The organism is Streptomyces sp. NPDC048383, from assembly GCF_040651775.1.
Taxonomy (GTDB): Bacteria; Actinomycetota; Actinomycetes; order Streptomycetales; family Streptomycetaceae; genus Streptomyces.
On record NZ_JBEZKS010000006.1, the window covers coordinates 67431 to 86186 of the forward strand.

Here is an 18756-nt window from a genome sequence, read left to right on the forward strand (position 1 = left end):
TGGCGGACACCGTGAGGTGCGCCGAGCCGGCGTGGCGAGGATGTCCGTCCATGGCGCGGACCGGCGGGCGAGCGCCCCGGGGCGTCGGCGGACCGACTTCGCGGGGCACTCGGAGGCGGCCGATCGAACGGCTGCGGGCGCCTGCAGGCTACCGGCTGAGCGACTTGAGTGCTGCCGCGTCGTACGGCTTCAGTTCGTCGAAGCGGTTGCCGAGGACCTTCGCCGCCCACTGGGGGTCCTGGAGCAGGGCCCGGCCGACGGCGACCATGTCGAACTCGTCGCGTTCCATGCGGTCCAGCAGGTTGTCGATGTCGCCGAGCGCCGCGCCCTCGCCTGCGAAGGCGCGGAGGAAGTCGCCGTCGAGGCCGACCGAGCCGACGGTGATGGTCGGCAGGCCGGTGAGCTTCTTGGTCCAGCCCGCAAGGTTCAGGTCCGAGCCTTCGAACTCCGGGATCCAGTAGCGACGGGTGGACGCGTGGAACACATCGACGCCCGCCGCCGCCAGCGGTGCCAGGATCGCCTCCAGCTCCTCCGGGGTCTGCGCGAGGCGGGCGTCGTACGCCTCCTGCTTCCACTGCGAGTAGCGGAAGATCACCGGGAAGTCGGCGGGGACGCGCTCGCGGACCGCCGCGACGATCTCCGCGGCGAACTTCGTACGGGCCACCGCGTCGCCGCCGTACGCGTCGGTGCGGCGGTTGGTCCGCTCCCACAGGAACTGGTCGAGCAGGTAGCCGTGGGCGCCGTGCAGTTCGACGCCGTCGAAGCCGATCCGTGCGGCCTCCGCCGCGGCGTCGGCGAACGCGCCGATGACGTCGTCGAGGTCGGCGCGGGTCATCGCGTTGCCGGTCCCCTCGGTGCCGTCGACGCGGATGCCGGAGGGGCCGACGGCGGGCGCGTCGGCGTACGGGGCCTCGCCGTGCTTGCGGACCATGCCTATGTGCCACAGCTGGGGCACGATCGTGCCGCCCGCCTCGTGCACGGCCGCGGCGACCTTCGCCCACCCGGCCAGCTGGTCCTCGCCGTGGAAGCGCGGCACCCGGTCGCTCTGCCCGGCGGAATCGTGGCCGACGTAGGTCCCCTCGGTGACGATCAGGCCCACACCCGCGGCCGCGCGGCCGGCGTAGTACGCCTGCACGTCCTCGCCCGGCACACCGCCGGGGGAGAACATGCGCGTCATCGGAGCCATCGCGATGCGGTTGGGGACGGTCAGTCCGTTCAGCGTGACGGGCCGGGACAGGATCTCGGCGGCGCGGGAGGCGGTGGACGTGGTGACGGTCATGCGGGCCCTCCGGTGTGAAGCTGTGGCTCGTCGGGTGACAACGAGGAGAAGTGCATAATACACATGTTATGTATCATGCATATTGACGGCATGGTCCCGATCCCCCTCCGTCGGGAGTCGTCCGTGGCCGCCCCTGCCAGGGTCAGGCGGGATGCGGGTCCGCGATAATGGGGCGCCGGAAGGAGCGAGGAGGTGTGGGAGGCGCAGTGCTGGAGAAATTGGAACGGGAGCTGATGCTGCTCTCGCGGCACCAAGTGCTGGCCCGGCGCGAGCGCGATCCTGAACGCCTGGAGCGGTCCGCGTACCTGTTGCTCTGTCGGATCGACACCCAAGGCCCCATGTCCATCGGGCAGTTGGCGGAGGCCTTCGCGCTCGACACCTCCACCGTGAACCGCCAGACGGCCGCCCTGCTGCGCTGCGGACTGGCCGAACGCGTCGCGGACCCGGACGGCGGCATGGCCCGCAAGCTGCGCATCACCGCCGAAGGCGAGCTCCGTCTCGCCGAGGACCGCGAGGTCAACCGCTCCTGCCTGGCCCGGGTCGTCGCCGACTGGTCCCCGGAGGAGGTGCGGGAGCTGGAGGACGTCCTGATCCGCCTCAACCGCAGCGCCGAGGCCCTCGAAGGACGGTACTGGCCGCGCGCGGAGGAAACGGAGCAGGACACCTCCGCGGCGGCACCGGGCCCACACCCTCCCCGGGACCGGCAACGGCCGTGACCTGCCCGAACAACCCCTTGGGGATGCCCCCGGCTCCTGTCCGCCGACAGCGGCCCTGACCACCTGCTAGGGGCGTCCGCGTACTCCCGCCTATTCCGGTTGAGCCCATTGGACGGCAGTGCCATAGGCGACGAAGTAAGTACTGTGCGAAGTGACCTGCGGGATGACGGAAACGCCGAGCACACCGTCCGCGTCAAGTTTGCGGGCTTCGCTCTGCATGCTCGCCACCGCTTCCATGACAGTGGGTTGCTGGTATCCGGCGACGATGCCGAGAGCGGTGTGCGGGTCCGGCGGTGCGGGCACGGTCACACTGTAGAAGCTACGGCTGTCTTCACGGGCAGCCCATTCCCGCTTCCACCCTTCCTCGATTTCCTTCTTCAGCTTTCTGTCCATCGAGCCATCCTCTCGCGCCCCGAACGCGCGATCGTGGGCAGGGTGGTGGCAACCGACTTGCGTCGTGAAGCGGTCCCGGATCCGCTCGTCGCTCGATCGCACGTTCCCCCCGTTGCCGCTCCGCGAGGAGGTCTACGCGACCGCCGCCCTGGCCCGTGCGGCCGCCCATCCGGGCCTGCGCGAGGTCGGACCCCTGACACCGAGGGCAGCGTGGTCGGCGCCGGCCGGTTCTTCGTCCTCTGCGCGGCCGCCACCTTCCGGGACCTCCACCTGCCCCGCCTCCAGCGGACCCCGCGCTGATCCCTATCCTCACCGGATGACGCACCGCACGACGCACCACATGACGGCCGGCATCACCCGGCTCTCCGCCACGGCCCTGCGCGCCCACCGCGACGAACTCGCCGCGCTCCTCGTGGACGTCGTCGAGGGCGGTGCCTCCCTCGGGTTCCTCGCCGGACTGGACCACGCGGCCGCCGCCGCCTGGTGGGACTCCCTGGCGCCCTCCGTGGAGGAGGGCGCCCTCGCCCTGTGGGTCTCCCGAGGGGCGGACGGCGGCCTCGACGGCACCGTCTCCTGGTACCGCGAGTCCAAGCCCAACGGACGCCACCGTGCCGAACTGCGCAAGCTGATGGTCCACCCGGCCGCCCGCGGCCGCGGTACGGCCCGGGCGCTGCTCGCCGAGGCCGAGGCGCAGGCCGCCCGCGCCGGAGTGGTGCTGATGTTCCTCGACACCGAGACCGGCAGCGGCGCCGAGCGGGTCTACCGGTCCGCCGGCTGGACCGAGGCCGGCACCATCCCGGACTACGCCACCGACCCCGAGGGACGGCTGCGTCCGACCACCCTCTTCTACAAGCACCCGAAGGACGACGACCCCGAGAGGTGACCTCGCCCGCCGCTCCGCGTTAGACCCCGTAACGCGGACCACCGAGCGAGGGAGACCGTATGTACGCAAGCCCCGGCGCCGCACCCTTCACCCGTCGCGCGTTCCTCCGTACGGCCTTCACCGCGGCCGTGCTCGCCGGGACGGCCGCGGCCGTGGCTCCCGTACTGCGGGCCCGGCGTCCCCGTCAGACTCTGACCCCGGCCCCGCTCGCCGAGGAGACGTACCGCGGCCGGCACATCGCGGTCGACCCGGTCTCGGCGTCGGTCCGCATCGACGGCCGGCCCCTGCACGTGATGCGCCGCGCCGACGGCAGCTACCTGAGCGGGATCAACCACTTCCAGTCCTACGGGACCCCGATGGAGCTGGCCCGCGCCGCCGTCGACGAACTCGGCACGACCCAGCTGGCCCTCGCGGCCCCGCACCACGGCTGACGGACAGCACGCGGGCGCCCGCGCGCGGGCGTCAACAAGTAGGCGTCGGCACGAGGGCATCGGCAACGGGAATCGGCATTCGGGAATCGGGAGGAGCCCCTTGTACACCCGGCAGAACCAGAAGAACCTGACCAGCGCCCAGAAGAAGCGCTTCACGGCGGCCGTACTGGAACTAAAGCGCAACGGCACCTACGACTCGCTCGTGCGCACCCACGACAAGTACTTCGTCCCGGACCGGGACCGCAAGCTCCGCGTGGGCCACATGTCCCCGTCGTTCTTCCCCTGGCACCGGCGTTACCTGCTTGAGTTCGAGCGGCAACTGCGAGCCGTCGACCCGGGAGTCTCCGTCCCGTACTGGGACTGGACGACCGACACCAGCCCCGTCTCCTCCCTCTGGGCGGACGACTTCCTCGGCGGCACCGGCCGGGAGAGCGACCGCCGGGTCATGACCGGCCCCTTCGCGTACGACCGGGGCAACTGGACGGTCACCGTCGGCGTCTCCGAGGCCCGTTTCCTCACCCGGAACCTCGGCCGCCCGGGGAATCCGATCGCCCTGCCGACACCGGCCGAGCTGCGGTGGGCGCTGGACGACCCCGCGTACGACACCTCGCCGTGGGACTCCACCGCCACCGCGGGCGGCTTCCGCAACAAGCTGGAGGGTTGGGCGGCGCCGAAGAGCGAGCGCTGGCGCAACCACAACAAGGTCCACCAGTGGATCGGCGGCCACATGACCGGCGGGACGGCTCCCAACGACCCGGCCTTCTGGCTGCACCACGCCTTCGTCGACCTGATCTGGGACCGCTGGCAGCAGCAGCATCCGGGCTCCGGCTACCTGCCGGCGGCCCCGCTTCCGCTGGGCGACTTCCAGCGCGGCCGGGTCATCGCGCTGGACGAGCCGATGCCGCCGTGGGACGTCACCCCGCGCGAGCTGCTCGGCCACCAGGGCACCTACCGCTACGAGTGAGGTCCGTGCGGGGTCGAGGCCCCGCACACGCGAAGGGCCCCCGGCGCAAGCCGGGGGCCCTTCGATCAGTGGGGCGCGATCAGCCGCCGTAGCCCTCGGTGTGGTGGTCACCGGTGCTGTGGGAGCCGCCCGAGGCGTTGACGCAGGTGTTGCCGAAGGCCGGGTTCAGCAGGCCGATCACGTTCACGGTGTTGCCGCAGACGTTGACGGGGACGTGAACCGGAACCTGGAGCAGGTTGCCCGACAGCACACCGGGGGAGCCGACCGCCGCACCCTGCGCTCCGGCATCGGCGACGGCCAGACCCGCACCGGCGACCACGGCGCTACCGGTGACGGCGGTGATGGCGAATGCCTTCGCGATACGCGACATCAAGATCTCCTCGTGAAACGTGGGGCGCCGCAAGTAATGCGGCATTTGACATGGCATACAACGCCGCGACCGCCGAGTGGTCACGGTTCAGGGGCCTACCCGGTGACCGGAAAACGGGCGGAAGCGAAGTACGGACGCACCTGAGTGACCGTTCCCGGCCTCAGTTCCGCCACCACGGCGCCCCGACAGCCGGGCTCGCGGTAGAGGATCGCGGTGCCCCGCGTCCGGTTCGTGACGGCCCGGGAGCCGCCGCCCTCCGCCGTCACGCAGCCCTTCGGCGCGGTCAGGCCGTGGACCTGGTCGTCCTGGCCGACGTACTGGAAGTCGGGACCGGCCGCCGTGGCGGGACCGGCCGCAGCCGCCACGGCCAGCAACAGGAGGGGAAGGAGCCCGTTGAGGGCGCGGGGCCTGAGGATCGCTCGCATGGCCGGTCAACCCGAAGGGCCCCCGGAGGGGTCACGCCTTGTCACCCGTTGGACGGCTGTGCGACCGTGCCGCAAGGTGTGATGGGCACACGGTGTAGTGGGCACAACGTGTGATGGGCACATGGTGGGATGTCCGGGTGGGGTCGTGCGTGCGGGTGTGACGTACACGGGACACCCCGGCCGCCCTCCCGCTGCCGCACGACAGCCACACCACCACCGGGGCCACGGCGAACGCGGGAGGGACGCATGAGCGCAGCGGGCGGGGGCCGGCCCCGGGTCGTCACCGGACACGGCACCGTCGAGGGTCGGTGGGAGGCCGGCGGGACCGCCGTCTTCCGGGGCATCCCCTACGCGGCTCCGCCCGTGGGCGCCCTGGGCTTCGCCCCGCCCGAGCCCCCGGCACGCTGGGACGGCGTACGGGACGCCGGCGCGTTCGGGGCCACCGCGCCCAAGGTCCCCTACCCGCCCACGTTCGCGGCGCTGCTCCCCGATCCGGAGATCCCGGGCGAGGACTGCCTCAACCTCAACGTGTGGACCCCGGACCCCGCCCCCGGAGCCGGGCTGCCGGTCATGGTGTGGATTCACGGAGGCGCCCACACCCGGGGGTCCTCCGCCGTCCCCGTCTACGACGGCGCCGCCTTCGCCCGTGACGGGGTCGTCCTGGTCTCGGTCAACTTCCGGCTCGGCGTCCTCGGCTACGGGCTCTTCCCCGACGCCCCCGCCAACCGCGGCCTCCTCGATCAGATCGCCGCCCTGGAGTGGGTCCGGGACAACATCGCGGCGTTCGGCGGGGACCCGGCCCGGGTCACCCTCTTCGGCGAGTCCGCAGGTGCGATCAGCATCGGCGCCCTGCTCGGCGCCCCCCGGGCCGCCGGCCTCTTCGCCCGGGCCGTCCTGCAGAGCGGCGCCCCCGAGGCGACGCCCCACGAGAAGGTGCGCGCGATGGTGCGCCGGATGGCCTCGCTGCTCAAGGTGCCCGCCACCGCCACCGCCTTCGCGGCGGCCGGGACGCCCGCCCTGCTCGCCGCCCAGGCCGTGGTGCTGCGCCGCTCCTCACCCGTGCTGGGCGGCCCCGCCTTCGGTCTGGTCTCCGACCCGGACACGCTCCCCGCCGACCCGCCGGCGGCGGCCGTCGCCTCGGACGTACCGCTCCTGCTGGGCTGGACCGCGCAGGAGCACCGCCTCTGGCTCGCGCCCACCGGTGGCATGCGGCTGCTGGACCGGCTCGGTCCGTCGGCCGTGTCCCTGGCGCGGCTGCGCAGCGGCAAGGACCGGGCCGCCGTACGGGCGCTGCGCGCCGCGCATCCCGGGCTCGGAGCGGCCGACCTGGCCGGGCAACTGCTCACCGACCGAATCCTGCGCGACCCCCTGCGGCTGCTCGCCGGGGCCCCGCGGCGGGCGCCGAGCCACCTGTACGAGTTCCGGTGGAGCAGCGGCGTACCGGGCCTCGGTGCCTGCCACGCCCTGGAGCTGGGCTTCGTCTTCGACACGCTCGGCGTCCCGGAGTCCTCCTGGCTCGCCGGGCCCGACGCCCCGCAGGCCCTGGCCGACGAGATGCACGCCGCCTGGGTCGCCTTCGCCGTCTCGGGGGACCCGGGCTGGGAACCCTGGGACGGCTCCGGCCCGCCGAAGGCGTTCGGCGGGCCGGAGCGGGCGGAGCGGGGCGTGGCGGACGGGTCCCGGGGGACGTCCGCTACTCGACCGGGCCCTCCATGACCTGGCTGATGAACTGGATGGGGCCCTCGCCCATGTTCGGCACGTAGGTCTTGGCGTTGTGCTTGCCGCCCGGGATGACCTTCAGGCTGGTGTGGATGGGGCCCTTGCCGTAGGTGGCGACGAACTTCTGCACGTCGGGCAACGTCTTCTTGTTGCTCTCGCTGTCGCCGACCTGGAAGGCCAGGTAGACCTCCGGGCCCTTCTTGTCGATGAGCTGCTTGGCGAGCAGCTCGGGGTTGTTCTCGGCCTTCTCCTTGTCGTGGCCCTTCCACAGGGAGGAGTCCGGGACGATGTCCGGCCCGGAGGCGATCACGGCCTTGAACTTGTCGGGGCGCTTGAGGACGGCCTTGAGGCCCGCGAACCCGCCGGTGGAGGAGCCCATGAAGGCCCAACCGTCACGGGACTTCACCGTGCGGAAGTTCTCCCGCATCAGGTCCGGAACGTCCTCGGTCAGCCAGCTGCCCATCTTGGGCTGGCCGGGGATGTCGGAGCCGTCCCAGTAGACGCCCTTGTCGTCCGGTCCCGGGTTCAGCACGGGCATCGCCAGGATGAAGGGCTTGCTCTTGCCCTCCGAGTACCACTTGCTGATGCTCGTCTGGAGGCCGAGGTCGGTGCCCATCCAGTAGTTGCTGGGGTAACCGGCGCCGCCGGGCAGGGCGATCATGACGGGGAAGCCGCTCTTCGCGAACTTCGGGTCGTCGTACTCCTTGGGCGCCCACACCCAGACCTTGCCGGTGAACCCGGACTTCTTGCCCGTCACCGTGGTGACCGCGACGTGCGTGCCGTCGCCCAGGGTCATCGAGTTCTTGAACTCGGCCGCCGGACCGGTGGGCATGGACATCTTCGAGTTCGCGGCGGCCTTGCCGTTGCCCTTGCCGTTCGGCCCGCCGAACGACACGGCCTTGCCCTTGTCGGTGAACGGGGGTATCTCGAAGTGGTTCATCACGAGCGCCGCGATGCCCGCGAGGGCCAGCACGGAGACGCCCGCGATCACCCAGCGCCGGACCCGCGACGGTCGGCGGGGCGGCTCCTCCTCGTACGGGGACCCGTAACCGCCGTACTGGTCCCGCTGCTCGTAGCCCTGCTGCCCGTAGCCCTGTTGCCCGTACGGCACCCGGGGTTGGCCGTAGGGAGGCGTGGACTGGGGCTGCCGGGCGTGCGGAGGCTGACCCCAGGGCTGCTGCGGCGGCGGCTGGGGAGGCTGTCCCTGCGGCCGGTACGGCGGCTGGTGCGGCCCGTCGGGCGAGTACGACATGTGCGGTGGCTCTCCGGCTGTTGCTGCCCCGTCGGGGGGTGGACGCTTCCGTTCGAATGATGAACGAAAGATCCCCGAGGTTCCGCATTTTCCCTTCTCTTGACATTCCTTGGGGGAGGCCATTGCCAACGACCCCGCAGGCCGCCGGCGCGGGGCCGTGGACGACGGGGTCGGAGGTGCTCGGGGGTAACCGTACGGCGCACCGACGTGCGCCGTACGGCGGCAGGAACGCTACGCCGGGATCAGTGTCTTGCGGCGCCGCTTGCGGGGCGCGGCGCCCGCGATCCGCAGTTCGATGACCGACCGGACGGTGGGCCATTCCTCGTCGAGCACCGAGTAGAAGGCCGTACTGCGCACCGCGCCGTCCAGCCCCCGCGAGTGGGCCCGGCGGACCCCTTCGCAGGTGAAGCCGAGACGTTCCATCGCGGCGCGCGAGCGACCGTTGCGGGCGTCGGCCCGCAGTGAGATCCGGCGCACGCCCCAGGTTTCGAAGGCGTGCCGGAGCATGAGCAGCTTCGCTTCGGTGTTGATCCCTGTTCCCTGCGCGCTCGGGGACAGCCAGGTGTTCCCGATCTCGGCCGCGTCGGGGATCGCGGTCGTCGGATCACCGAACGGAACCCCGGGGACGGCGGGCCACACCAGCGGACCCTGCCAGTAGTCGAGTTCGAGGAAGCGGGTCGAACCGACGACCCGCCCATCTGTGGCTCTGACCACGGCAAACGCCAGCGATCGACCCGCCGCCTGATCGGCGAGCGCGCGTTCGATGTACTCGTGGGACGCCTGCAACCCGTGCGGCACGGGAGTGAAGGCGTAAGTCGTACGATCCTCGGCCCCGGCCACGGCCAGGGCCTCGGTGTGGTGGAGGGCGAGGGGCTCGAGCCGCGCGGAGCGGCCGGCGAGGAGTACGGGTACGGGCACGGAGCCTTCGGTCCTTCTGGGCGGTGGGGTGGTTGCACAGTCTGCGCTCCTGACGTCGCCCCCCGCGCAAAACGCGAGTGAAAGGCAACGGGCTGTCAGGTGAACGCGAGTGGCTCAATGTAGCCCCTTAAAGTCCTCTCATGAACCCCCAATTCGGCAACGACGCGGCACTGGTTTTCGACGACTCGGGACCCCGTGACGGAGAGCCCGTGATCCTGATCCACGGGCACCCGTTCAACCGGTCGATGTGGGCCCCGCAGACGGCGGCCCTGACGGCCGCCGGCTACCGGGTGATCACGCCTGACCTGCGGGGATACGGGGAAAGTCCGGTCAGCCCCGGCAAGATCCTGCTCGCCGGGTTCGCGGACGACCTTGCCGCGCTGCTCGCCGGTCTCGGCATCGAACAGGCGGTCGTCGGCGGTGTGTCCATGGGCGGGCAGATCGCGCTGGAGGTCAGGTTGCGCCACCCGGGTCTGGTACGGGCTCTCGTGCTCTGCGACACCTCTCCCGTCCCCGAGACCGAGGACGGCAGGAAGTTCCGTCTGGAGCTCGCCGAGCGGCTCCTCGCGGAAGGGATGGAGCCGTATGCGAACGAGGTCATGGACAAGATGCTGGCGCCTTACAACGTGATCGGCCTGCCCGAGGCGGCCGCGCGGGTGAGGGCCATGATGTGCGCCACCGATCCCGAGGGTGCGGCGGCCGCGCTGCGCGGGCGGGCCGAGCGGCCCGACTACCGGCCCGTCCTGCGGTCCCTGCCCGCGACGGTCCCCTGCCTCCTGCTGGTGGGCGCGGACGACGTCTACACCCCGGTCGCGGAGGCCGAGGCCATGCGGGGGCTCGCTCCGCACGCCCGGCTCACCGTGATCGACCGGGCCGGTCACCTGCCGGGCGTGGAGCAACCCGAGGCGGTCAACCGCGCGCTGCTGGAGTTCCTCGCCGACCGGTGAGCGAAGGCGCCCGCCCGCCCGATCCCGCTGCCGGCGCGCGCCCGCGGACCAAGGTCTTTCGCCGTGGCCCCGGTGCCCAATGGCGCCCGGGCACACGGGCGCGGCGTGTCAGCCTGACTGGAGGGTAAATCGGCGGGCAACACCCTGCACCTGGTGAAGGAAGGCGGCCTCGACATGTCCGACTTCGAGTTCGCGGCCTGCTCCCCGGCCGGCTGAGCCGTCCGCCGCCCTGAGATCATCCGGGGCATGGACATGGACGACGCACTGCGGGAACTGGCCTCCGTGGGGCCGTTCTTCGCCGTGCCCCACGGCAAGGAAGCGCCCGGGCCCGGCTTCCGCCCGCTCACCGAGCTGTACGGGGAGCACCTCGGCCACTGGGTCGGCGAGGTGGGCCGCCGGATCGGCAGCGGCCCCGACCGGGTGGCGGCCTCCACCGCCCAGTTCGGGATCGCCTCCCGGTTGTGGTCGATAGGCCTGGGCTGCGCCGCGCTGGCGGGCCGGATACCGGACCTGGCCGTCGACCGGGTCCGCTGGCGGCTGCCCGCGACGGGCTCGCTGGAACTGTGGCTCCCGGACCCGGGCGAACGGGCCGCCGAGGCGCTGGGGGAGACCGTCCTCGGTAACCTGGACCAGCTGGAGAGGCCGCTGCGCGAGCGGTACGGGGTCTCGGCGAAGGTGTTGCGCGGCAACGCCGCCTCCGGACTCGTCGGAGCCCTGCGCGTCCTGCTCGACCGGGTCGAGGGCGGCCCCGCCGTCGACCTGGCCGGCGCCCTGTTCGCCGAGGGCGGGGCGCTGGCCGGCGCCGGCACCTTCCTCCACGAGGAGGGCCTGGGCGTGGCCTTCGTACGGCGCAGTTGCTGCCTCTACTACCAGGTCCCGGGCGGCGGCTTCTGCGGCGACTGCGTGCTGCGCACCCGGCGCGGGTGAACCCGGGCGCGCGCCGGCCCCGGACCGCCGGGCCCGGTCCGGGGCCGATCGGGGCCCGGCGACGCCACCGGGGCACAACGACGCAGGCCACCGGGGCGCAGTGGCACTGCTCCCCGATGGCCCCGCAGCAACACTGCGACGTCGTCCTCGACTGGCTGGAGGACGTGGTGGGTACCTGAGGCCCCACCAGCCCCCCAGCCTCCCGACCTGCTAGAAGGTCAGGTTCCAGGAGTCGATCCTGCCGGTGTCGCCACCGGCGTTGTCGTTGACGCGCAGCTTCCAGGTGCCGTTCGCGACCTCGGAGGAGGCGTTGACGGTGTAGGTCTGGTTGATGTTGTCGGTGCTGCCGCCGGCGCGGTTGTGGACCGTGTAGACGGAGCCGTCGGGCGCGATCAGGTCCACCTTGAGGTCACCGATGTAGGTGTGGGCGATGTTCACGCCGACCTTGAGGGCGGCCGGCGCGTTGCCGGTCACCCCGCTGACGGTGACGGGGCTCTCGACCGTGGTGTTGTCACCGATGGCGACGTCGGTCGTGTTCTCGAAGAACTTGCCGGGCGGCGGGGTGGATCCGACCGCCTTCAGGGCGTCGACCTGGCCCTCGCCGAAGAAGCCGTTCTTGGCGGTGGTGCCCTTGCAGCGGCTGTCCGACGGGCAGGCGACGTCGTTGGCCTGGCCGGCCAGCTTGTCGCGCAGCTGCGCCGGGGTGATGCCCGGGTTGGTGCTCGCCAGCAGGGCCGCCACACCGGCGACGTGCGGGGAGGCCATCGAGGTACCGCTCATGCTGCCGTACTTGCCGCCCGGCAGGGTGCTGTAGATGCCGGTGGCGTCGCCGCCGGGGGCCGTCACGTCGACCACGTTCAGGCCGTAGTTGGAGTACGAGGCCTTCGCGGTGGTCCCCATCGCCGAAACCGTGACCACGCCCGGGAGCTCGGTCGGGATGTCCAGGCAGGCGTTGGTGATGGTGCGGGTGACCGGCGTCGAGTCGTTCGGGCTCTCGGTGTCGGTCGTCTTGTTGGCCAGGTCCAGGTTGCTGTTTCCGGCCGCCGCGACCTGGAGCGAGCCCTTGCCCTCCGCGTACTCCTGGGCGCGCTTGACGCCCTCGATGATCGCGGCCTGGTCGGCGTTGTCCGGGCAGTTGAACTGCCACGGGTCGGTGTAGTAACTGTTGTTGGTGACCTTGAAGCCGTGGTCACCGGCCCACATGAAGCCGCAGACGGTGTTCTCGGCGAAGAAGAGCGAGGAGCCCGGCTCCGCGATGCGCACCGAGGAGATCTTCACGCCCGGGGCGACACCGATGACGCCCTTGCCGTTCTTGGCGGCGGCGACCGTACCGGCCACGTGGGTGCCGTGGGTGCCCACGTCCCGCCAGGAGCCGCTGCGGGCGTCGGCCTTGCCGTACGCGCAGGACGCGGAGTCGGCCGCGTTGAAGTTGGGCGCCAGGTCCTGGTGCTGGTCGTCCACCCCGGTGTCCAGGATGCCGACCTTGACCGTGGCGGAACCGGTGGTGACGGCCCAGGCCTGGTCGGCCTTGATCTGCGTCATGTCGACGCGGACCGGCTCGCCGGCCGGGGTGCTGGACTGCGCCGGGTTGGCGGGCAGGGCCGGGTTGTAGGCGTCCGCCGGGACGTCCGACGTACGGGTGGCGCCGACCTGCTGGACACCGCTCACGCCGCGCAGGGTGGCCGCGAAGGAAGCGGAGGAGGAGTGGGCGACGATGACGCCGATGGCGTCGTAGTTCGCGAAGACCGTGCCGCCGTTGGCGGTCACGGCGTTGCGCACCGCCGTGCTGTCACCGGGAGCGGTGATCACCAGGTAGGAACGGGTGCCGGCAGCCCAGGTCGCACTCTGGGAAGCGGGCGCCGCGGACTTGGCCATGGCAGCGGGGGCGGACGGAGCGGGGGAGACCGGGTCGGTGCCCGCGAACGCGGCGGGGGCCCCGAAGACGAGGGCCGCGCCGAGTGCGGTGGCCAGCGCCAGGGTACGTCGAGGTCGGCTGGATATGTGGGGTATCAATGCGTCCTCCGATGACCCGGTGGCGCTGATGGCGCCTACCGGGCCGTACGAAACGAGTGGTGGACGCAAGATGTCAGACGCGCGGCCCCGTAGGGAAGTACCTTTTACCGCAGCAGATTTGGCAGGCCGATGGCTGAAAACAGCCGTCGGCCGGGCGGGGCACCGTGGGGGCGAGCCCTGCCCGGCCGACTTCGGGGGATTCGTACCGGACGTACCGGTCGTCGCCGCACGAATCCCTACCCGGCGGCGTGCCGGCTACGCCGGGACGCCGTCCTTGGTACCGGCCCGGGTGCCGTCGGCGGATGCGGTCCGGGTGCCGTCCCCGGGGGTGCCCGGGTGGTCGGACGCCGGTGCGGGCAGGGGGGCTTGCGCCGTGCCGGGCTCCGGGGCGTAGTCGTCGTCCACGAGCGTGGACTCGTCGAAGGGGGTTCGGCCGGCGAGGACCTCGCCGGCGCGCTCGCGGTCGAACTCCTTCGTCCACGTCCCGATCAGGACGGTCGCGATCGCGTTGCCCGCGAAGTTCGTCAGGGCCCGCGCCTCGCTCATGAAGCGGTCGATCCCGACGATGAGCCCCACTCCGTCGACCAGTTCCGGCCGGTGCGACTGGAGGCCGCCCGCGAGGGTGGCCAGGCCCGCTCCGGTGACCCCGGCGGCTCCCTTCGAGGCCACGATCATGAAGAGCAACAGGGAGATCTGCTCGCCCAGCGCGAGCGGCTTGCCCATGGCCTCGGCGACGAACAGCGAGGACATCGTCAGGTAGATCGCGGTCCCGTCCAGGTTGAAGGAGTACCCGGTCGGCACGGTGATCCCGGTGACCGGCCGGGACACGCCGAGGTGCTCCATCTTGGCGATCAGGCGCGGCAACGCCGACTCCGAGGAGGAGGTGGACAGGATCAGCAGGAACTCCCGACCCAGGTAGCGCAGGAGCGCGAAGACGCTGATGCCCGTACAGACCCGCAGCAGGGTGCCCAGCACGACGAAGACGAACAGGGCGCAGGTCAGGTAGAAACCGATCATGATCACGGCGAGGGACTTCAGCGCGTCGACGCCCGTCGCCCCGACCACCGCGGCGATCGCGCCGAAGGCGCCCACCGGGGCCACCCACATGATCATCGCGAGGATGCGGAAGACCAGCTTCTGTACGTGCCCGATGCCGCGCAGCAGCGGTTCGCCGGCCGTACCCATGGCCTGTAGGGCGAACCCGCAGAGCAGCGCCACCAGCAGCGTCTGGAGCACCTCGCCCCCGGTGAAGGCCGAGACCAGGGTGGTCGGGATGATCCCGAGCAGGAAGTCCGGGGTGCTCTCCGCCCCGCCCGCCTCGGCCTGGGCCTCGCCGGCGCTGCGCACCGCCTCGGTCAGGTGCAGGCCGCTGCCCGGCTCCAGCAGGTTGCCCACGAGCAGCCCGATGGCCAGTGCCACCGTGGACATGACCATGAAGTAGCCGAGGGCGAGGCCGCCCACCGCCCCCACCTTGGCGGCCTTGCGCACCGATCCGATGCCCAGCACGATCGTGCAGAAGATCACGGGCGAGATCATCATCTTGATGAGGTTCACGAAGCCGGTGCCCAGTGGCTTGAGCTCCACGGCCACGCCGGGCGCGGCGAAGCCGACGGCGATGCCGAGGAGCACCGCGGCGATCACCGCGATGTAGAGGTAGTGCGTCTTGTCGCGTCTGGCGGCCACGTCGCCTCCTGGTGGTGAGTGCGTTCCGGGAGACCATCGCCCAGCATGTGACCCCGGTCACCCTTGCGTTCATTGAGTTCACGGCCGGGTGCACACTGAGCGCCATGTTCCGCTTTCCCCGCCCGCCCCGTAGCCTCGCCGGCCAGCTGTTCGCGATGCAGGTCCTGCTGGTCGCCGTCGTCGTCGCCGGCTGCGCGGTCTTCGCCCACGCGGCCGCCCGCGGCCAGGCCGAGGACGCCGCCCGGCGGCAGGCCGGGGCCGTGGCCCGGGCCGTCGCCGACTCGCCGTCCGTCCAGGACGCCGTCGCCGCCCGCGGGACCGACCCCTCGGCCGCCCTGCAGCCCTACGCGGAGCGGGTGCGGGCCGACTCGGGCGTGGACTTCGTGACGATCATGGCCCCGGACGGCAGGCGCTGGACCCACCCCGACCCGCGCCGCATCGGCGAGCCCTTCCTCGGCAACACCGCCCCCGCGCTGCGCGGCGAAACCTTCAGCGAGACCTACACGGGCACCCTCGGCCCCTCGATCCGCGTGGTCACCCCGTTGACGGACCGGGACGGCCGGATCGTCGGACTGGTCAGCGCGGGCATCACCGTCCGCGCGGTCAGCGACCGGCTGGCGGCGCAGCTCGCCGCCCTGGCCGGGGTGGCGGCCGGGGCGCTGGCGTTGGGGGCCGTGGGTACGTACGTCGTGAACGCCCGGCTGCGCCGGCACACCCACGGCATGAACGCGGCCGAACTGAGCCGGATGTACGACTACCACCAGGCGGCCCTGCACGGGGTTCGGGAGGGGTTGCTGATGCTCGACGGGCAACGCAGGATCACCCTCATCAACGACGCGGGCCGCGAACTCCTGGGCCTGAACGGCGAGGTCACCGGTACGGGGCCCGCCGAACTGGGGCTGCCCGCCCCGCTGACGGGCGCCCTGCTCTCCGACCGGCCCCGGGTCGACGAGGTGCACCTGAGCGCGCAACGCGTGCTCGTCGTCAACAGCTCCCCGGTCGCCGGCGGTGGCCGCCGGGGTACGGTGGTGACCCTGCGCGACCACACCGAACTCCAGGCGCTGACCGGCGAGTTGGATCACGAGCGCGGTTTCACGCAGGCCCTGCGCGCCCAGGCGCACGAGGCGGCCAACCGGCTGCACACCGTGGTCTCCCTGATCGAACTGGGCCGCAGCGAGGAGGCGGTTGACTTCGCCACCGCCGAACTGGAGCTGGCCCAGGCCCTGACCGACGAGGTGATCACCGCCGTGGGCGAACCGGTCCTGGTGGCCCTGCTCCTGGGCAAGGCTGCGCAGGCGCACGAGCGCGGCATCGAGCTGGTCGTCACCCCGGACAGCGGGGCCGTCGACGGGGCGCCCGGGATCCCGGCCGCCCGGGACCTCGTCACGGTGCTCGGCAACCTGATCGACAACGCCGTCGACGCCCTCACCGGAGTCCCGGGAGGGCGGATCGCCGTCACCGTGCGCCGGGAAGCGGGCGGACTGCTCCTGCGGGTCGCCGACAACGGTCCGGGCCTGCCCGAGGGGGTGGACGTGTTCCGGCGCGGCTGGTCCGGCAAGGGTGAGGGGCGCGGGCTGGGCCTCGCGCTGGTCCGGCAGGTGGCGCACCGGCACGGGGGCGCCGCGGACGCCGCGTCGGGCAGCTCCGGGTACGGAGCGGAGTTCACCGTACGGCTGCCCCCGGCGGCGGAACCGGAACTGGAAGCGGAGCCGGAACCGGAAGCGGAGCCGGAACCGGAAACGGGCGGCGTGGATCCCGTACGGGATCGGAAGCCGGCCGGCGCCCGGGGGCCGGATCCCGACCCGGACCGGCGGGCCCCCGGCGCTCCGACCGTTCGGATACCCGGTCAGCGGCGCGGTGGGGAGGGGACGGCGTGAGCGCCCCGCAGGTGCGGGTCCTCGTCGTCGAGGACGATCCGGTGGCGGCCGACGCGCACGCCCTCTACGTCGGCCGGGTGCCCGGCTTCACCGTCGCCGCAGTCGTGCACACCCTCGCCGACGCCACCCGGGCCCTGGAGCGCGGCCGGATCGACCTGCTGCTCCTCGACCTGACCCTGCCGGACGGCAACGGGCTGCGTTTCGCGCGCGGACTGCGCGCCTCCGGCCACCCGGCCGACGTGATCGCGGTGACCTCGGCGCGGGACCTCGCCGTGGTCCGCGAGAGCGTGTCCCTCGGCATCGTGCAGTACGTACTGAAGCCCTTCGCCTTCCCGACCCTGCGCGAACGACTGCTGCGCTACGCGGAGTTCCGCGCGGCGGCGGGCGAGGCGGCCGGACAGGACGACGTGGACCGGGCGCTCGCCGCACTGCGCGCGCCCGGTCCGGCGGAGTTGCCCAAGGGCCTCAGCGCCCCGACCCTGGACCGGGTCGCGGCGCTGCTGCGGGCGGCGCCCGAGGGGCTCACCGCCGCCGGGGCGGCCGAGGTGGCCGGGACGTCCCGGATCACCGCCCGGCGCTACCTGGAGCACCTGGTGGACACCGGTCGCGCGGACCGGGCCCCCCGGTACGGCCAGGTCGGCCGCCCCGAACTGCACTACCGCTGGCGGCCGGCCGCGACGGGCTCGGTGTCGAACGTGTAGAACTTCCGGTGGTCCAGCATGTCGGCCGGGGTCACGTCGTTCCACGGCCGCATGGTGTCGCGCAGGTCCACCACGTTCGGCGTGCCCGCGGCCGGGAGGTACGTGGACTGCGGGTGGCGGGTCTGCCAGTCGGCCCACAGCTTGTCGATGAAGGCGTGGTGCATCCAGAAGACGGGGTCGTTGGGGGAGACGCCGGTGGCCATCTGGCCGCCGACCCACACGTGCACCCGGTTGTGCAGGTTGGCGCCGCGCCAGCCCTCCAGGTTGTTGCGGAAACCGTTCGAGGAGCTGTTCCAGGGAGCCATGTCGTAGACGGGCATGGCCAGCACGGCGTCGACTTCGGCCTTGGAGGGCAGTTCGGCCACACCGCTGCCCAGGGCCCGGCGCAGGTAGTTGCGCCCGTCCACGCGGACGTTCACGTCCCACTTGCCGGTCGCGTACGCGAACGGTCCGTCGAGGACCTGTCCGTCGCGGGCCCGGCCGGTCCCGCCGAGGAAGTCGGCGGCCCAGAGGGAGGAACGGGTGGTGCGGTCGACGCTCCAGTCCCAGTACGGGATCGCCACGCTCGCGTCCACCGCCTGAAGAGCCGCCTCGAACTCCAGGAGGAAGCGGCGGTGCCAGGGCAGGAAGGAGGGGGAGCGGTGGCCCACCCGGTCGCCCGAGTCGGTGTCGCTCATGATGAACCCGTTGTGGGTGGTCACGAAGCGGTCGTAGCGGCCGGTGCGCTTGAGTTCGAGCAGCGCGTTGGTGAAGGCGCGCTTCTCTTCGGTGGTCAGCGTGGCCTGGTTCTTGCGGACGATCATGCCGTGCCTCCCATCGGTGCGAACGGCGCGAGGACGGCGCCCTGGAGCTCGCGCACGGCGGCGCGGGCGAGCGTGGTCGGATCGGCGAAGGTCTCGTAGTGGTTGACCACGCTGATCCAGGTGCCGTCGGCGTTGCGCATGACGTGCAGCTCGCGGCCGTCTATGAGGACGGTCGGCATGCCGGGGGAGTGGTGGCCGCCGTGATGGCCGCCCTGACCGGGGGTTATCCGGATGCGTCGGCCCTTGTACACCTCGTCGACCGTGCCGGCGGGGGTGGCGGCGCGGGAGTCGGTGGCGGCGGCGTGCGCGGTGGCGCCCGCGAGGCCGAGGGCGGTGAGTGCGCCGGCAGTGGTGCCCAAGGCCTGCCGACGGGTGATCTTGTTCATGGCCGAAGAACTATCAGGGCGGCGGGGGCAGTTGACCGCTATCCGGACATCGCTCGATAAGTTTCGTAT

At 72.1% G+C, this 18756-nt stretch carries 19 protein-coding genes; 9 read left to right on the forward strand and 10 right to left on the reverse strand.

The features are described from left to right. Positions 1 to 148 precede the first annotated feature (148 nt). Positions 149 to 1279 carry an NADH:flavin oxidoreductase gene (locus AB0D46_RS06915; RefSeq protein ID WP_362876222.1) on the reverse strand — a complete coding sequence of 377 codons (1131 nt, stop codon included), beginning with the start codon at positions 1277 to 1279 and terminating at the stop codon, positions 149 to 151. Positions 1280 to 1512: 233 nt separating this feature from the next. Between AB0D46_RS06915 and AB0D46_RS06920 the strand changes: the two genes are divergently transcribed. Further along, on the forward strand, positions 1513 to 1995 hold the full coding sequence (locus AB0D46_RS06920) for a MarR family transcriptional regulator (RefSeq protein WP_362876311.1): 483 nt from the start codon (positions 1513 to 1515) through the stop codon (positions 1993 to 1995). 90 nt (positions 1996 to 2085) lie between these two features. Here the strand turns inward: AB0D46_RS06920 and AB0D46_RS06925 are convergent, their stop codons facing one another. Further along, a complete protein-coding gene (locus AB0D46_RS06925) occupies positions 2086 to 2388 on the reverse strand; it encodes a heavy metal-binding domain-containing protein (protein ID WP_362876223.1) in 303 nt (100 codons plus the stop codon). Positions 2389 to 2728: 340 nt separating this feature from the next. Between AB0D46_RS06925 and AB0D46_RS06930 the strand changes: the two genes are divergently transcribed. From AB0D46_RS06930 to AB0D46_RS06940, 3 genes are all read left to right on the forward strand, one after another. Next, positions 2729 to 3271: a GNAT family N-acetyltransferase gene (locus tag AB0D46_RS06930; RefSeq protein WP_362876312.1), complete on the forward strand. Its 543-nt coding sequence runs from the start codon at positions 2729 to 2731 to the stop codon at positions 3269 to 3271. Positions 3272 to 3330: 59 nt separating this feature from the next. Next, positions 3331 to 3702: a tyrosinase family oxidase copper chaperone gene (locus AB0D46_RS06935; RefSeq protein ID WP_362876224.1), complete on the forward strand. Its 372-nt coding sequence runs from the start codon at positions 3331 to 3333 to the stop codon at positions 3700 to 3702. 100 nt (positions 3703 to 3802) lie between these two features. Beyond that, positions 3803 to 4666: a tyrosinase family protein gene (locus tag AB0D46_RS06940; RefSeq protein ID WP_362876225.1), complete on the forward strand. Its 864-nt coding sequence runs from the start codon at positions 3803 to 3805 to the stop codon at positions 4664 to 4666. A gap of 79 nt (positions 4667 to 4745) precedes the next feature. Here the strand turns inward: AB0D46_RS06940 and AB0D46_RS06945 are convergent, their stop codons facing one another. Both AB0D46_RS06945 and AB0D46_RS06950 read right to left on the reverse strand, forming a co-directional pair. Continuing rightward, on the reverse strand, positions 4746 to 5036 hold the full coding sequence (locus tag AB0D46_RS06945; protein WP_362876226.1) for a chaplin: 291 nt from the start codon (positions 5034 to 5036) through the stop codon (positions 4746 to 4748). A gap of 95 nt (positions 5037 to 5131) precedes the next feature. Next, positions 5132 to 5461 (reverse strand): hypothetical protein, encoded by a 330-nt coding sequence (locus tag AB0D46_RS06950; RefSeq protein ID WP_362876227.1) that lies wholly within the window; start codon positions 5459 to 5461, stop codon positions 5132 to 5134. Between the two features lie 246 nt (positions 5462 to 5707). Between AB0D46_RS06950 and AB0D46_RS06955 the strand changes: the two genes are divergently transcribed. Then, positions 5708 to 7177, forward strand: a complete 1470-nt coding sequence (locus tag AB0D46_RS06955; protein WP_362876228.1) for a carboxylesterase family protein — start codon at positions 5708 to 5710, stop codon at positions 7175 to 7177. On the opposite strand, the gene AB0D46_RS06960 is transcribed toward AB0D46_RS06955, so the two are convergent. Both AB0D46_RS06960 and AB0D46_RS06965 read right to left on the reverse strand, forming a co-directional pair. Continuing rightward, positions 7155 to 8120 carry an alpha/beta hydrolase-fold protein gene (locus AB0D46_RS06960; RefSeq protein WP_362876313.1) on the reverse strand — a complete coding sequence of 322 codons (966 nt, stop codon included), beginning with the start codon at positions 8118 to 8120 and terminating at the stop codon, positions 7155 to 7157. The genes AB0D46_RS06955 and AB0D46_RS06960 overlap by 23 nt on opposite strands. Positions 8121 to 8663: 543 nt before the next feature. Further along, the gene (locus AB0D46_RS06965; protein ID WP_362876229.1) at positions 8664 to 9350 is read right to left on the reverse strand and encodes a GNAT family protein; all 687 of its coding nucleotides are present in this window, start codon (positions 9348 to 9350) and stop codon (positions 8664 to 8666) included. 140 nt (positions 9351 to 9490) lie between these two features. Between AB0D46_RS06965 and AB0D46_RS06970 the strand changes: the two genes are divergently transcribed. Then, positions 9491 to 10297, forward strand: coding sequence for an alpha/beta fold hydrolase (locus AB0D46_RS06970; protein ID WP_362876230.1), 807 nt, complete (start codon positions 9491 to 9493; stop codon positions 10295 to 10297). 246 nt (positions 10298 to 10543) lie between these two features. Then, on the forward strand, positions 10544 to 11224 hold the full coding sequence (locus tag AB0D46_RS06975) for a (2Fe-2S)-binding protein (RefSeq protein WP_362876231.1): 681 nt from the start codon (positions 10544 to 10546) through the stop codon (positions 11222 to 11224). 210 nt (positions 11225 to 11434) lie between these two features. Here the strand turns inward: AB0D46_RS06975 and AB0D46_RS06980 are convergent, their stop codons facing one another. Beyond that, positions 11435 to 13201, reverse strand: coding sequence for a S8 family serine peptidase (locus tag AB0D46_RS06980; RefSeq protein WP_362876314.1), 1767 nt, complete (start codon positions 13199 to 13201; stop codon positions 11435 to 11437). A gap of 291 nt (positions 13202 to 13492) precedes the next feature. Then, complete coding sequence (locus AB0D46_RS06985) at positions 13493 to 14920, reverse strand: cation:dicarboxylase symporter family transporter (RefSeq protein ID WP_362876232.1); 1428 nt, start codon at positions 14918 to 14920, stop codon at positions 13493 to 13495. Positions 14921 to 15024: 104 nt separating this feature from the next. Here AB0D46_RS06985 and AB0D46_RS06990 point away from each other — a divergent pair, with 104 nt between their 5' ends. Then, on the forward strand, positions 15025 to 16797 hold the full coding sequence (locus AB0D46_RS06990) for a sensor histidine kinase (RefSeq protein ID WP_362876233.1): 1773 nt from the start codon (positions 15025 to 15027) through the stop codon (positions 16795 to 16797). Beyond that, positions 16794 to 17498 carry a response regulator gene (locus AB0D46_RS06995; RefSeq protein WP_362876234.1) on the forward strand — a complete coding sequence of 235 codons (705 nt, stop codon included), beginning with the start codon at positions 16794 to 16796 and terminating at the stop codon, positions 17496 to 17498. Before AB0D46_RS06990 ends, AB0D46_RS06995 begins: the two co-directional genes overlap by 4 nt. On the opposite strand, the gene AB0D46_RS07000 is transcribed toward AB0D46_RS06995, so the two are convergent. Continuing rightward, positions 17453 to 18301, reverse strand: a complete 849-nt coding sequence (locus AB0D46_RS07000) for a tyrosinase family protein (protein ID WP_362876235.1) — start codon at positions 18299 to 18301, stop codon at positions 17453 to 17455. The genes AB0D46_RS06995 and AB0D46_RS07000 overlap by 46 nt on opposite strands. Continuing rightward, positions 18298 to 18687: a tyrosinase cofactor gene (locus tag AB0D46_RS07005; protein WP_362876236.1), complete on the reverse strand. Its 390-nt coding sequence runs from the start codon at positions 18685 to 18687 to the stop codon at positions 18298 to 18300. Before AB0D46_RS07005 ends, AB0D46_RS07000 begins: the two co-directional genes overlap by 4 nt. Between the last annotated feature and the right edge of the window lie 69 nt (positions 18688 to 18756).